The organism is Helicobacter jaachi (assembly GCF_000763135.2).
Taxonomy (GTDB): domain Bacteria; phylum Campylobacterota; class Campylobacteria; order Campylobacterales; family Helicobacteraceae; genus Helicobacter_C; species Helicobacter_C jaachi.
In genome coordinates, this window is record NZ_JRPR02000001.1 from 16,125 (window position 1) to 30,634 (window position 14,510).

A 14,510-nucleotide genomic window follows, 5' to 3' on the forward strand; every position below is an offset into this window, starting at 1 on the left:
TATTTTTTGGTAAAATGCTGGATTTGCTAAGTTTAAGGAGTTGAGTAATGCAGAATGCAGAGTTTAGTATGAATATAGAGAAAATCCGCGAGATTCTCCCGCATCGTTATCCTATGCTACTTGTTGATAGAGTGCTAGAGCTTGTGAGGAATACAGATGATAGCAACCCCAATGGCTACATTAAGGCATATAAAAATGTAACAATTAATGAAGAGGTGTTTTTGGGACATTTCCCTAGCAAGCCTATTTATCCGGGTGTTATGCAGATTGAGGGTATGGCACAAGCGGGGGGTTTGCTCGCATTTGTGAGCATGTTTGGCTTAGATGTGGAGCAGGCTAAAAATAAAATTGTATATTTTATGACTATTGATAATGTCAAATTTCGCATACCTGTGGTGCCCGGTGATAGGCTCATGTATGAACTAAAAGTATTAAAACATAAGGGCAATGTCTGGCAGCTTGGCGCAAAGGCTTTTGTCGATGAAAAGCTTGTATCTGAAGCCGAACTCAAAGCGATGATTGCCGATGCTAAAGAATAGAATCTAGGAGGCGTTATGATAGGGAAAACAAGCATTATCAAAGATGGCGCACAGATTGGTAAAAATGTGCAAATTGGTGAGTTTTGCATTATTGATGAACATGCTGTGATTGGCGATGATTGTATAATAGGCAATTATGTGCATATTAGCGGCTACACAACTTTGGGTAGAGGCAATAAAGTATATAATAATGCCGCTGTTGGCGTGCCTCCACAGGATTTAAAATACGCAGGGGAAAAAACAGAGCTTATTATTGGTGATGAAAATCTTATACGCGAATTCACTACGCTTAATCCAGGCACCACCGGTGGGCATGGTAAAACTACCATTGGTGATAGAAATTTGCTTATGGCATATGTGCATGTAGCACATGATTGCATAATAGGCAATGATTGTATTTTAGCCAATAATGCCACGCTAGGCGGACATGTCGAGCTTGGTGATTATGTGAATATTGGGGGTTTAAGCCCTGTGCATCAATTTGTAAAAATCGGCAGTGGCTCTATGCTTGCTGGAGGCTCTGTGCTAGTGCAAGACTTACCGCCATATTGCTTAGCTGAAGGGAATAGAGCATACATAAGGGGACTAAATAAACATCGTATGCGCAAATTATTTTCGCGTGAAGAAATTGATGAAATAAGCCACGCTTACAAGATTCTATTCTCTCGCACCGCACCTATCAAAGAGCTTGCTCAAGCACAGCTTAATCAAAATCCAAGCGAGGCTATTGCTTATATTTGTGAATTTATCTTATCAAATACGCGCGGTATCCCATTTAAAGGAGCACAGAGTGAGTAAAAAATGCAGTTTTTGCGGAAAAAAAGAGAGTTTATCTAATCCGCTGCTTAAGGCAAATAGCCCAGAAGATATTTATATTTGTAGAAATTGTATCATCGCGGGGTATGAAAAAGTAGTCGATTACGAAAACCAAATGACAGAGTATGAATATAATGAAGTTGAGAATCTAAACATACCCTCACCCAAAGAATTAAAAGCCAAGCTTGATGAATATGTGGTGGGACAGGAGCGCGCAAAGCGTGTATTTGCTGTGGCTGTGTATAATCACTACAAGCGTATTAGCACTTTGCAAGATGCTCTAAGTGATGTAGAACTCTCAAAGTCAAATATTTTGCTCATCGGTCCAACAGGTAGTGGTAAAACACTTATGGCACAGACTTTAGCTAGATTTTTAGATATTCCTATCGCCATTTCTGATGCTACAAGCCTTACAGAAGCAGGCTATGTGGGTGAAGATGTGGAGAATATCCTCACTCGCCTCCTACAAGCAGCTGATGGGAATAAAGAAAGGGCAGAAAAGGGCATTGTATTTATCGATGAGATTGATAAAATCTCGCGCCTTAGTGAAAATCGCTCCATTACGCGTGATGTGAGTGGTGAGGGCGTGCAGCAGGCGCTACTTAAAATTATCGAGGGCAGTGTAGTAAATATCCCTCCCAAAGGTGGGCGCAAACACCCCAATCAAGAATTTATCCCCATTGACACAAGCAATATTTTATTTGTATGCGGAGGGGCGTTTGATGGATTAGGCGATATTATAAAAAGGCGTTTGGGCGGGAATGTGCTAGGCTTTCATGGCGAAAAAAAGGGCAAAAGTGAGGAAAATACGCTCCTAGAATATGTAGAGCCTGATGATTTAATCAATTATGGGCTTATCCCTGAACTCATTGGACGATTACATATGCTCACCACACTTGCGCCTATTAGCAAAGAGGCGATGATTGAGATTCTCACGCAGCCCAAAAATGCGCTTATTAAGCAATATCAAAAGATTTTTGAGCTTGATGGTGCAAAATTGCATTTTGAGCAGGGTGCGATTGAAGCCATTGCAGAGCTTGCCATTGCTAGAAATACGGGCGCTAGAGGTTTAAGGGCGATTATGGAAGAAGCCATGATTGATTTAATGTATGAATTGCCAGAACTTAGCGGCTGTGAGATTACTATATCAAGAGAATGCATTACCAAAAAGCAAAAACCGCTTTTAGTTAAGAAAAAGAAGAATGCGCAAAAAAGAGCTTAATTTAACATAAAATATAAAGTTTAGCAAAGGATTAGAATGTATAATTCCCACATTATTTTGCAAAATTTTAAGGGGTATTTATGTTAATGGATAGACTCATTGGGACTTTCTCTAAAGATATTGCTATTGACTTAGGCACGGCAAATACTTTGGTGTTAGTGAAAGGAGAAGGTATCATCATTAATGAGCCATCTGTTGTCGCGGTGCAGGCAGACAGATTCAGCACTGGCAAGATTTTGGCTGTGGGCAAAGAAGCAAAAGATATGCTAGGGAAAACGCCCGATGGTATTCAAGCCATTCGCCCGATGAAAGATGGCGTAATAGCAGATTTTGATATGACAGAAAGAATGATACGCTATTTTATAGAGAAAGCCCATAAGCGCAAAACTCTCATTCGTCCGCGCATTATGGTGTGCGTGCCTTATGGCTTGACAGGTGTAGAAAAAAAAGCTGTTAAAGAATCAGCCATGAGTGCAGGCGCACGTGAGGTATTTTTAATAGAAGAGCCTATGGCAGCAGCTATTGGCGCGGGACTGCAGATTCAAGAATCTAAGGGAAGCTTGGTTATTGACATTGGTGGAGGCACGACAGAAATTGGTGTGATTTCTTTGGGTGGATTGGTGATTAGTAAATCCATTAAGGTGGCTGGAGATAAGCTTGATGTGGCAGTTATGGACTATGTGCGCAAGAAATTTAACCTCCTCATCGGTGAGCGCACAGGAGAAGAGATTAAAATTCAAATCGGCTCTGCCTCACCTATGGAAAAGCCCCTTGTTATGCAAGTGCGTGGGCGCGACCAAGTGAGCGGGCTACTTAATACTATTGAGCTTACGAGCGAAGATGTAAGAGAAGCGATGAAAGACCAGCTACGCGAGATTAGCAATGCACTAAAAAGCGTGCTTGAATCAATGCCACCAGATTTAGCAGGCGATATTGTGGAAAATGGTATCGTGCTTACAGGTGGTGGGGCGTTGATACGCGGACTTGATAAATATCTCTCCGATATTGTGCGCCTGCCTGTTTATGTGGGTGAAGAACCCCTACTTTGCGTGGCAAAAGGCACAGGCAAGGCGATGGAAGATTTAGATTTACTCAATCAACTCGCTTTTGATTGAGAAAGCCGCTATGCGATATAAAATCCTTATTTTTGGGATTGTTTTTTTTGTTTGTATTTTGGTTTTAATGGAGGTGGATAAATCCATTCAAAGCAAGATTCTAAACGCAAGCGATTACATAAAAATATTCTTTCTAGATTCTAAAGAAGGCATTGCAAATGCGTATGAAAGGCATTTTGACCAAGCCGAACAAATACAAACCCTCAAACAAAAAGTCGCAGATTACGACAAACTTACACTTGAAATACAAATGCTTAAAAGCGAGATTTTAAAGCTCTCAAACCTCATTGGCAAGGGCGGTATCACGCATGAGGACGAGAGCATTCACTTAGGGCGTGTGATTTCATTTGCTACACTAGGTGAGCGTGATAGAATCTGGCTAGAATCTAATCTAAGCGCATATAGTCAAAAGGCTGAGCAAAAAATTTTTGGCATTGTTAAAGATAATGTCGCTATTGGCGTGGCTGTGATAGAAAATGGCAGATTAGAGGGGTTTTTAAACGGCAATGAAAATTGTCATTATGATGTCTATATCGGACAAAATAGAGCTATGGGCATTGTCTCTGGCTCAAATAAAGGGTATTTGGTGGTGGATTATATACCTGATTGGATCGAGATTCATAAAGGCGATAAGGTTTTTACAAGCGGGCTTGATGGCATATTTTTGGAAAATATCCCTGTGGGCGTAGTAGAAAATGTGCGCGAAAATTATGGCTATTTGAGTGCTGATGTAAAGCCTTATGGTAGCCTTAATGAGCTTTCTTATGTGTGGATTATTGATAGAGAATCTCCCCAACTTACTTCCACAGATTCACAAAATTTGCAGCCAGATTCTCAAAATGCACCAAAAGAGACTTTAGAAAATCTAAATTCCCAAACCATGCAGGATTAAATGCCAAAAATAAGCCATACACACTCCAGCGCGCATACTCATGAGCAAACACAAAAGATTATGCAATTTTTGCATATTTTTGTAGCCTCACTGCAGCAAGCCACACAAAAGTATCAAATCGATGCACTCATAGATGAGCTAAATGCCATAAAGCATAGCGACATAGCCCTTATATGTGCAAGTAAAGAGGGCGCGGATTTGGTACAAGAAATCATTTGCCTTGTGCGGGATAAAATCTTTCATCTATTCTCACAGGGCGATATTTGTAATGTAAAGTATTTGAATATCTTGCTTTTTGCGCTAGATTCTAAGCAGGATACGCGCTTTAGTGTGTTTATAAATATGGCACAAAAGGGGCTTTTTGCACCCCAAGCGAGTGATGTTGAGAATCTGCTCTTTATTGAGCTTTATGTCCTTGCTAAAGCACTAGCGCAAATGTGTGATGTGCAAGCACTTATGCGTGAATATATCTCGCTTATTATGCTTATAGATATTAATCTGCCCCAAGCATTGGAACATACAAGCTTTATTGTAGAGCGATTTGAGGCTTTAGGCGTGCAAATGCACACACTTTTAGAGGCTATTAAGGCTCAATCTCAAGCGCAAGTGTATTTTGCCTATCCTGCTATGCGCAGGCGAAGCATACTTAATTGGCAGCTGCATTGCTTTTGGAATGTTTCGCATTTTTTTAATCATCACGCGTGGCTTGAGCTGTATGAAATATGGCGCGCATTATTTTATACAATGCTTGAAAATGGCGGTGTAGAGGGCATTGATGAAGCAATGTATATGCAATTTTTTATGTATCACATGTGCGGGAATAATTTCCAGCACCAAGCGCAATGGGCTAGATTCTGTAATGAGATTGATAAAGTGGGGGCAGAATATTATGAGCGCTTTGCACTAGAGCAAAATATTTATGGCTGCGCCATGCCTAGCAGTGAGGCAAAAAGCACAAAAAAGCGTATAGCCATTTTACGCGATAGACTTGTGGCAAATTCCCCCTATAAAGTCGAATACAGCCTTTTAAGCAATCTTTTGCAAGATGAAGCCTTTACTCAAATGTATGAGGTGAGAATCTACACTATGAAACTGCTTGAAAAAAGTATTGATGATGTGCATATTATTAAGCTTTATGAGGATTTAGGCGTAAAGGTTATTGATGTGATCTCTCCATTTAATGCTAAAGGCTTTTATAATTCACATTTGCAAAAAGCCCTCGCGCTCAAAAATGCTATACAAAATGATAATATACACATTCTCATAAGCCCAAATAATGGCTATGGCATAAGCGACTTTATCCTTGCCTCACGCAGCGCACCTTTGCAGATTTATTATTCGCATGGCAATTTTGTGTATGATTTATCTTGCATCGATGTGAAAATGACGCATATTTGCCAAAACAAGCGGCGCATTATGCATGAGGGGTATGAGTTTTATGGCGTGCCTGTAAAAATGCTCGACAGATTCTATAATCCTCCCCTTGATAGCGTGCTAAAAGAGCGTATAGCACAGGCTCGTAAGGCTTTTGGTAAAGAGTGTATCATTATAGGCAGCATTGGGCGCTTAGTGAAACTACACTCACATGCATATTGGAAGTGTGTAATAGATATTATGCAAGATTATCCCCAAAGTATATATGTGGCTTGTGGCGGGGGTAATAGCACGCTTATTAGCACTTGCATTATGGAATGCTTTACAGATAAAGCAAGTGGGGAGGCATTTTTAGAGCGTGTGCATTTTATGGGCTATGTGGATAGTAGCGTTTATGGGCATATTATTGATATTTGGCTAGATAGTTTCCCGCTTGAGCAAGGAGAGAGCCGCATAGAATACGCTGCTAAAGGAGGGTTAAGCCTTATGATGAGTAAAACCCCAAAAGAGCTGCGCTTAGGCAATCTTAAAGATGCTTTAGACAAATGGCAAGCCCTGCCACATAGCGATGGCTCACCCAAAACGCAGACGGAATATGACGAAACTTATGCGCTTTTAGCAGAATACTCGCCTTATTTTCTTGCCTTTAGCGAAGCAGATTATATAACTAAAGGCAAGGCTTTAGTGGAGCTGTTTGCAACGCATGACACACAGCGCATACAGATTCTAAAAAATGCCGCAGCAAAGGGCAGACAAATAGGTGATGATATTAAATCAAGTGAGGGCGTAGTAGCCTTTAAAGATATTATGGCTTTATCTACATTTACAGAATCTACGCCCAGCACGCCACCTATGCTGCCAGATTCTATACCATAAGGATTGTTGTGCTGTTTAATAGTTTTGCTTTTATTGCGCTTGTGTGTGTAACGCTATGCTTGTATTATTTGCCTTTGCTGCGCTCCATGCAGGTGTATATACTCATTATTGCAAGCTTTGTATTTTATGCGTATGGACAGGCGAGTTTGCTTATTTTACTGCTTATTTCAGCTTCACTTAATGCCATAGTGAGCTATCTAGTTTATTTTAGCCCCTCACTCACCAAAAGGTGGTTTTACGCGCTCTGCGGTGTGAGCATCAATCTAGCCATTTTGATAGGCTTTAAATACAGCCCACTTTTTGCGCAGGTGATAAACTACTACGCCTCGCTTGATGGCATAGGAGCGTTTCTTGTGGCTATTCCACTGCCTATTGGGATTTCTTTTTACACTTTTCAAGGCATTAGTCTAGTTGTTGATTTATACCGCTATGGGAGCCATGCTAATCATCAAAACTTAATTACACGCAGCTTTTTGCGCCATTATTGCAACACCATATTTTTTATTTCATTTTTTCCCCAACTTGTCGCAGGTCCTATCCTTAAAGCGCATCAATTTTATCCACAAATTTGTCCCAAATACGCCCAAAACATCGCTTGGCTAAGCGCGTTTAAAATTATAATCATTGGCTATTTTCTTAAAATGGTGATTGCTGATAATCTTAAAGACCAAACTTTTTGGATAGCTTATCCATATTTTGAAGCCTTTAATGCACTCACATTATGCGTTTTGCTCTTTGGATATAGTATGCAAATTTTTGCAGATTTTGCAGGATATAGCCTTATTGCCATAGGTGTGGCAAAACTCTTTGGCTATGAGCTGCCCAAAAACTTTCATTTCCCCTATCTGGCGGATTCTTTTGCTGATTTTTGGAGGCGGTGGCATATATCATTATCCACTTGGCTCAAAGAATATCTCTATATCCCGCTAGGTGGGAATAGGAAAGGCGCATTTCGCACTTATCTCAATCTTATTATCGTTATGGCTCTAGGGGGCTTATGGCATGGTGCAGCGCTCTCATATATCGTGTGGGGATTGTATCATGGCATATTATTAGCCATAGAGCGATTTTTAAAGCAATTTATTACCCTAAAGGCGCATTTGGGCATACATATTCTAAAAATTTGCTTTGTGTTTGTGTGCGTATCTTTGGGCTGGCTCTTTTTTAAGCTTAATAATTTTAGCGACGCGCTAAGCTTTTTAAATAAAATCTTTATCCACACAGAGGGTGGCACCAATAAGCGCGTGATTTTAAGCATTTGCTTTTATGCGCTGCCTGTTGGGCTATACTATGCCAATCACTTATTAAGCCTAAGATATCATAAAAATCTTTTAGATATCAATCTCACTTATGGTGTATTATTATTTTTAATTGCCACGAACAGCGGAGGGAGCGATGCCTTTATTTACTTCCAATTTTAAGTCTATTTTAAAAATCATAGGCATATTTTTAGCATTATTTGCAGGCTACAATCTTTTTTTAGCCATTGCTAAACCGCAAGTAAGCCTTTTGCAACACCAATGGCAAGACAATATAGTAGCCGCGCAACATTACATTTATGCCCCCCCCCCAAGCACATTATCGCAAAGCATTATCGTGGGCTCTTCTTTGGCGGTAAGAATGGATAAAGATATATTACAAGAGCATAGATTCTATAATCTAGCGCTGGGCGGAGATAGCCCATTAACGGGGCTTATGATTATAAAATCTTGTATGCAAAAAGGCGCGCAAGCCCCAAAAGCTATCTATATCGAGGAAAATACGCTATTTATGCGCGATTACAATAAAGAGATGATTGATAATCTTTTTAATCCCGCACTTTACACACTTCGCAAATACCTCCCCTCACTGCTTGAAAAATATCAACCGCTTAATCTTATATATTCCGCGCTTTATGAGTATTCTGGCTTAAAAAATAAGTCAAAATGGAGCGAGCAGCGCGATGAGCGCGTATATGAAATGAATATGCAAAATTTTTTGCGCCAATATGATGAGCCACTCACAAACTACACTGCACAACTCACACAATTACAGAATCTAGTAGCATTTTTTGAAAATAATGGAGTGAAAGTTGTATTTTTTCAAATGCCAATTGATGCGCGCCTAGCGCACAAAGCACTGCCAACACAACAACATGCACTTTTAAAGCAGTATTTTGGACACATAGCATTTATGCCCCCTCCAGAGTATTCGCAATATGTGAGTTCTGATGGCATACATCTGCTGCCAAAAAGTGCGCTAGATTTTACGCAATCTTTTCTTACCCTAGCTCATTAAATGAAAAAGTCCATCTTAATCTTAGCCGCAGCAAACATTGCCACATGCCCGCGCGCTATGCGTATGGTTGAGATATTAAAAGATGATTATGATGTAAGCGTAATGGGCATTGATAGCGATACTGCGCCCATGCCAAAGCTAGAGGATTTATCTAAAAAATATGCGCATATCAAAAGCTTTAGCTATCCTGTGTATAAAAAGCGCAATTTGTGGCGTGAAATGCGGCTATGGTGGCATTGCTTAAGCAAGCAGTGGGATAAACTAAGCTTTATTCATAATCGAATGCAGATTCTATATCATTTGCAAAAATATCATTATGATGTGATTATTTGCCATGATGTGCTGCTTTTACCAGTTTTATTTCAAGGATTAGCACAAAGTGGGCGCTTGGGCATTACAAAAGTTATTTTTGATGCGCGTGAATTTTATCCATGGCAAAACACTAGCTCACTGCGCTGGCGGATACTTTTTCAGCCTTTTTTTACTTATTTGTGCGCGAGTTACGCGCCTAGAGCGGATATAATGCTTAGTGTCTCACCCACATTTTGTGCGCTATATAGACAGCATTTTGGGCTTAGAGCGCGGCTACTTATGTCCTTGCCCTATGCTTATAATCTCTCTCCCACGCCCATTAATGCGCAAAAAATTAAGATTCTCTATCACGGCGCACTTAATCAAAATCGTGATATTCATAAGCTCATCAATCTATGCAAATACCTTGATGAGCGCTTTTATATAGATTTTATTTTTACTGGCGGGGAGGCAAAATTTCGCCAATATATAGAATCTAGCGTGCAAAAACTCATCATTCAAGGCAAACATATAAGGATTTTGCCCCCTGTAAGCTTAGAGGAAATCATTCCCTTTGGCAATGCCTATGATGTGGGGCTACTCTATATCCCTAAGCACAATAAAAATTTGCTCGCCACACTGCCTAATAAGCTTTTTGAATACACACAATCATGCCTTAGCATACTTATGCCACCCATTAAGCAAATCCAACATCTTGCACCACATCACTGCATTATCGCGCAGGATTTTTCAATCCCCGCTCTTGCTCATGCGCTTAATGCTTTAAATGCGCAAGAAATTATGCAGCGCAAACTTAATGCCCACAACGCCGCACAGAATCTACACATCGGCGCTAATGCCCAAAAAGTGCGCGATATAGTAAAAACTCTTACATAATTAATACTTATAGCCCAATTGCGCATAGAGGCTGGTACCTGAAACTTGATAGTAGTCATAGTAGCGGTTGTTTGTAATATTATACGCACTCAAAGACACATCAAGCCCATTATTAAACGCATAGCCCACTTTAGCATTGAGGCTAAATTGCTCCTCATAATATCCAAAAGTATTTTTAAGCGGCGTGGTATTTAAATCATCAACATAAAAGGGCGCGACATAAAATGCCCACAATGAGCCATATATGCCTCCTCCCTTGGCATTTTGGGTAATACGCGGGGCATAATTAAGTGATAAATTTGCCGTATGTCGTGGGATAGTGGCTAGCTGCTTACCCTCTGTGGCAGGATTTATGGGATTATCTACAATAGTAGCGTGAGTGAGCGTATAGTTTCCATCTAGGCTTAATCTATGCACAAAAAGTGGCAATGAAAAAGCATACTCTACGCCTAAAATGCGTCCCTTACCGGCATTCATATAGCGCGTTGGATTAGCTGCACTGCCATTGCCTGCACGATAAATCATATCATCTAGCTCTATATGAAAATAATACAAACTCGTATTTAGCACACCATTTAAAGTTTGAGAATCTAGCGCATATTCCGCACCTACATCAAAACTGATAGCTCGCTCATGCTTAAGGCTTGGGCTAATACTCCAAATCATTCCCGCGGGTGTGAAGTATTTATCACGCATGGTTGGCATTCTAAAGCCTGTGCCTATACTTGCTTTAAATATAAGATTTTGCGCATCATTCAAGCTAGGATTATAATTTATCCCCAATTTTGGACTAAAAATAGATAGGCTATTGCTTTGATTGTCGCTATTTTGTGTGGTATTGGCTTGATTATAAAAATATCCATTAAAATTTTGCCACAAATCATACCGCAAGCCCAAAGTGCTGCTTATTGAAGAAGTCCATTGAGAATCTACATTCACATATCCACTCGCGACAAAAGCTTCACTGCCAAAAGAACGATAAGTATCGCCGCGCGAACTATTAATGAGCCAGTTTGTCATATTGCGCTGCTTTTGAGTAAGCTTATAGTAGCGAAACTGCGTTGCAGCAGATATGGTGTGATTGCTAAAATAAGTGTTTTGATAGATTATATCAAGATAATTACTACTTGAATTAATATCTTGTGTCGTCCCTGCTCCACCATTTCTATCCGCCCCACTCGCCACATTTGCATCTTGCCAAGTGCTGAAAAGATTAACACTTGATAGCGCCACTTTTAAAAATGCGTTATCATAAGCATGAGTATAGGTGAGATTTCCCAAAAGATGCGAATAGCTCCCAATACCCCCAAAGCCAGAGCCTACAAAATAATCCCTGCCATTTACCAGATGCGTGGCATTCCCATTTGCATCGCTCAAAAAACTGCGCCATTTGCCAAAGGTATTGTTATGATTAGAAAAACTCACCATAGTTTCCACACTATCACGCTCCCCCATATCAAGGCGCGCCTTAAAGCGAATATCATAAATCTCCAACTGCCTGCGCCCACCTGTGCCAAGTATATATTTGCCTGCTTTATCCACATAATACCCGCTCATACCAGCTAGAGCAGCAGTATTTACGGCATTATTAGCCAAATATGTGGGAAATCCAGCCTCTATATCGCTACTTGTGTAGCCAGCGCTCAATTTAATCTTTAATTTTTTATCAAAAAACACATCGCCAACACTCCCATAGAATCTAAAAGTATTATCTCCTGTGTTTTTACTTAGCTCATGTCCATAGCCCATAATAGCCTGCGCTTCAAAGTCTTGTGGCATATCGGTAATGAAATTTATCACACCTCCCATAGCATTTGTGCCATAAAGGCTAGCAAAACTCCCGCGTGCCACCTCCACGCGCTTAACATCATAGAGTGAAATTTGATTTAAGATTCTAGCCTCGCCCTCTAAGTCACTTAAAATCACGCCATCAAGCATGACAAGCGTGCCATAATTAATGCCACGAATTTTAATCTGCGGTCTAGGATTAAAGCTAAAATCATCGTGTATGCGCACACCTGCGAGCTTTTTAACCACATCAGCGATTTTAGTGTTTGGCATAGTGGAAATCGTTTGAGAATCTACCACACTTACATTGCCCGGTATAAGTGAAACATCGCTTTGCAATGCTGAACCTGTAGTGATGAGCTTATCAAACTTATGAGTATGTGGCAAATCTTTACTATCTTCGCCATAAAGAACGGAAAGGGGGAGGAGAAAAAAAGCAAATACACCCGCTAGGGTAAAATTTATTTTAGCTTTATAGCGTTTATACGGGGGGGGGGGGTGATACTATACTTTATATCAAAAATGATATTCATAGGACAATCCTTTACTAAAATTTTCACTTGCCTTAATTCAAAGTGAGCGGATTTTATATCATAAAATATCAATTATAGTCAATATAAAATATAAGAATAGATATTATTTAAATTTAAAACCAATATTATAGAATCTAGCCTCAAAAAACAAGTTGATAGATGCTTAAAGCAGCTATAACTTTATACTTTGAGGGCTAATGTGAGCTTTGCTTACATTTGTAAGATGCGCGCGGCTTTTTATAAAAAGCAACAGCGCGGGAATTATAGAATCTAGCTTTTGTGTGATAAAAAATTCGCTTGCTAGATGTTCAAAAGTGCGCGGCTCTAAGCCTAGAGATTTGCCTACTTCATAGTGTGAGAGGGGATTTAGTTTAGCATAAGGGTGTAAGGGCGCGCTAGCCCCCATTTGCCTTGCAGCGTGAGAGCAAGCCTCCTCCCACGCGCTCAAACTATCAGCTAGCACACCATCAAAGTCAAAGCATATCATTCATTTTTACCGGACGCACAGTCGCACATGGAAATGTTAAGGCAAGAGTTTATTTACATCTCTTGTCATTTCTTTTAGCACATTTTTATAGTCTGTGCGCTCACCTGTTAGGAGTTGTTCAGAATATGTATAAACAAGCTCTGCACATTTTAGAGCATTATCGCCGGGGAATGTAGGCCATATACCCATAATCTCAATTTGTGAAGGCGCAACAGTGTAGTTTGGATTCTTATCATAGAAACTCTTAAGCTCTTGCAAAGATTTAGCATTAGTAGTCATATAGCCTGTGTATTGTGGCACATATTTATTTGCTGTGCTTGTTACATACTTAATGTATTTCATAGCTGCTTCTGCGTTTTTAGTAGAGGTAAGCATTACCACACTACCGCCAACGGGTAATTGCCCGCCACTTTTCACACTTGGCCATTTAGATACTTTAAGTTCAAAGTTTTTACCCACGCTTTTTTCCATCATAGTAAGTCCAGCAGAGCTTTCAAAATACATACCAAGATTGCCCGCATAGAAAGACTTTAGCGCATCAGGCACTTTAATATTTGGCATTTTAGCCTTAGTGTGGAAGTCGCTTAGGAGTTTAAATACCCACTCACCAATTTCATTATCAAAGCCGATTTTGCCTTTTTTATTGATGAATTCACCGCCTTGAGACATTACAAGCGCCATTTGTAGCCATACATGCGTAAGGTTTGCAAAATACGCACCTTGCTTGCCCGGTAGCTTGTTTATCATATTTGCAAGCTCAAATACTTCGTCCCAAGTTTTAGGAAGCGGTTTATTCCAGCCAGCTTTTTTTACTAAGTCCATATTGTAATATGCCACAGGCATAGAGGCTGCAAAAGGGATAGCATATACTTTGCCATTAAGTGTGGTTGGCTTTAGCATTTTATCTGTGTAGCCGCGCTCCTCTTTGTCAGTAAGATAAGAATCTAGAGGCTGTGGGATATTTTTACTTTGCAGTGTAGGCAAGTAGTTAAAGCTATCAAAAGCCACATCAGGGAGCTTATTTACAATCTTTTCACGCAAGAGCTTTGCAGTTTGCTCCTCATAATGTTGTGTTGGGGCGGTAAATTTCACTTCAATATCAGGATTCTCACGCTCAAAATCTGCCTTAATTTTATTATGCAATTCATTAAACCAAGTATAGCTATATGACACAATAATTTGTGTTTTAGCCTCCAAAAAGCACATACACAAAGCCGCTAGTAAGCCTAAACGAAAGATTTTCATTTTTCACTCCTTAAAATTAAAATTAAAGTCTATGCCACGCACACACTTACAAAGTGCGAATTTTAGATTCTGTATTTAAAAATAAATGACATATCAAGTAAAGTAAAAGTAAATTTTAAATTTATCATTTTGCGCGCGCGAATTTGTCGCAATTATGC

Annotated in this window: 12 protein-coding genes; 9 read left to right on the forward strand and 3 right to left on the reverse strand. The window is 39.9% G+C overall.

Going from position 1 to position 14,510, the window contains the following annotated elements; all coding sequences use genetic code 11:
• Positions 1-47 precede the first annotated feature (47 nt).
• The 9 genes from fabZ to LS71_RS00125 all read left to right on the forward strand — a co-directional run bounded on the left by fabZ (position 48) and on the right by LS71_RS00125 (position 10,299).
• Positions 48-539, forward strand: a complete 492-nt coding sequence (gene fabZ, locus LS71_RS00085; protein WP_034355332.1) for a 3-hydroxyacyl-ACP dehydratase FabZ — start codon at positions 48-50, stop codon at positions 537-539.
• 15 nt (positions 540-554) lie between these two features.
• A complete protein-coding gene (gene lpxA, locus LS71_RS00090; RefSeq protein WP_034355334.1) occupies positions 555-1,337 on the forward strand; it encodes an acyl-ACP--UDP-N-acetylglucosamine O-acyltransferase in 783 nt (260 codons plus the stop codon).
• Positions 1,330-2,577 carry an ATP-dependent protease ATP-binding subunit ClpX gene (clpX, locus tag LS71_RS00095; protein ID WP_034355336.1) on the forward strand — a complete coding sequence of 416 codons (1,248 nt, stop codon included), beginning with the start codon at positions 1,330-1,332 and terminating at the stop codon, positions 2,575-2,577. Before lpxA ends, clpX begins: the two co-directional genes overlap by 8 nt.
• 80 nt (positions 2,578-2,657) lie before the next feature.
• The gene (locus tag LS71_RS00100; RefSeq protein WP_034355338.1) at positions 2,658-3,692 is read left to right on the forward strand and encodes a rod shape-determining protein; all 1,035 of its coding nucleotides are present in this window, start codon (positions 2,658-2,660) and stop codon (positions 3,690-3,692) included.
• Positions 3,693-3,702: 10 nt separating this feature from the next.
• Positions 3,703-4,584 (forward strand): rod shape-determining protein MreC, encoded by an 882-nt coding sequence (gene mreC, locus LS71_RS00105; protein ID WP_034355355.1) that lies wholly within the window; start codon positions 3,703-3,705, stop codon positions 4,582-4,584.
• Positions 4,585-6,834: a hypothetical protein gene (locus LS71_RS00110; RefSeq protein ID WP_238700248.1), complete on the forward strand. Its 2,250-nt coding sequence runs from the start codon at positions 4,585-4,587 to the stop codon at positions 6,832-6,834.
• Between the two features lie 8 nt (positions 6,835-6,842).
• Positions 6,843-8,255: an MBOAT family O-acyltransferase gene (locus tag LS71_RS00115; RefSeq protein ID WP_034355341.1), complete on the forward strand. Its 1,413-nt coding sequence runs from the start codon at positions 6,843-6,845 to the stop codon at positions 8,253-8,255.
• Positions 8,230-9,111: a hypothetical protein gene (locus LS71_RS00120; RefSeq protein WP_138109768.1), complete on the forward strand. Its 882-nt coding sequence runs from the start codon at positions 8,230-8,232 to the stop codon at positions 9,109-9,111. Before LS71_RS00115 ends, LS71_RS00120 begins: the two co-directional genes overlap by 26 nt.
• On the forward strand, positions 9,112-10,299 hold the full coding sequence (locus tag LS71_RS00125) for a glycosyltransferase family protein (protein ID WP_034356924.1): 1,188 nt from the start codon (positions 9,112-9,114) through the stop codon (positions 10,297-10,299). It begins immediately after the preceding gene.
• On the opposite strand, the gene LS71_RS00130 is transcribed toward LS71_RS00125, so the two are convergent.
• The 3 genes from LS71_RS00130 to LS71_RS00140 form a co-directional block, all read right to left on the reverse strand.
• Positions 10,300-12,474: a TonB-dependent receptor gene (locus tag LS71_RS00130; RefSeq protein ID WP_138109769.1), complete on the reverse strand. Its 2,175-nt coding sequence runs from the start codon at positions 12,472-12,474 to the stop codon at positions 10,300-10,302.
• A gap of 318 nt (positions 12,475-12,792) precedes the next feature.
• Positions 12,793-13,107, reverse strand: a complete 315-nt coding sequence (locus LS71_RS00135) for an HAD family hydrolase (RefSeq protein WP_138109770.1) — start codon at positions 13,105-13,107, stop codon at positions 12,793-12,795.
• Between the two features lie 36 nt (positions 13,108-13,143).
• Positions 13,144-14,352, reverse strand: a complete 1,209-nt coding sequence (locus tag LS71_RS00140) for an extracellular solute-binding protein (protein ID WP_194145634.1) — start codon at positions 14,350-14,352, stop codon at positions 13,144-13,146.
• Positions 14,353-14,510: the final 158 nt, after the last annotated feature.

Excerpts from the sequence above, each read along its gene's own strand:
- LS71_RS00140 (WP_194145634.1), bottom strand. The coding sequence starts at position 14,352 with ATGAAAATCTTTCGTTTAGGCTTACTAGCGGCTTTGTGTATGTGCTTT.
- mreC (WP_034355355.1), top strand. The coding sequence starts at position 3,703 with ATGCGATATAAAATCCTTATTTTTGGGATTGTTTTTTTTGTTTGTATT.
- lpxA (WP_034355334.1), top strand. The coding sequence starts at position 555 with ATGATAGGGAAAACAAGCATTATCAAAGATGGCGCACAGATTGGTAAA.
- LS71_RS00135 (WP_138109770.1), bottom strand. The coding sequence starts at position 13,107 with ATGATATGCTTTGACTTTGATGGTGTGCTAGCTGATAGTTTGAGCGCG.
- LS71_RS00100 (WP_034355338.1), top strand. The coding sequence starts at position 2,658 with ATGTTAATGGATAGACTCATTGGGACTTTCTCTAAAGATATTGCTATT.
- LS71_RS00125 (WP_034356924.1), top strand. The coding sequence starts at position 9,112 with ATGAAAAAGTCCATCTTAATCTTAGCCGCAGCAAACATTGCCACATGC.
- fabZ (WP_034355332.1), top strand. The coding sequence starts at position 48 with ATGCAGAATGCAGAGTTTAGTATGAATATAGAGAAAATCCGCGAGATT.
- LS71_RS00110 (WP_238700248.1), top strand. The coding sequence starts at position 4,585 with ATGCCAAAAATAAGCCATACACACTCCAGCGCGCATACTCATGAGCAA.
- LS71_RS00120 (WP_138109768.1), top strand. The coding sequence starts at position 8,230 with ATGCCTTTATTTACTTCCAATTTTAAGTCTATTTTAAAAATCATAGGC.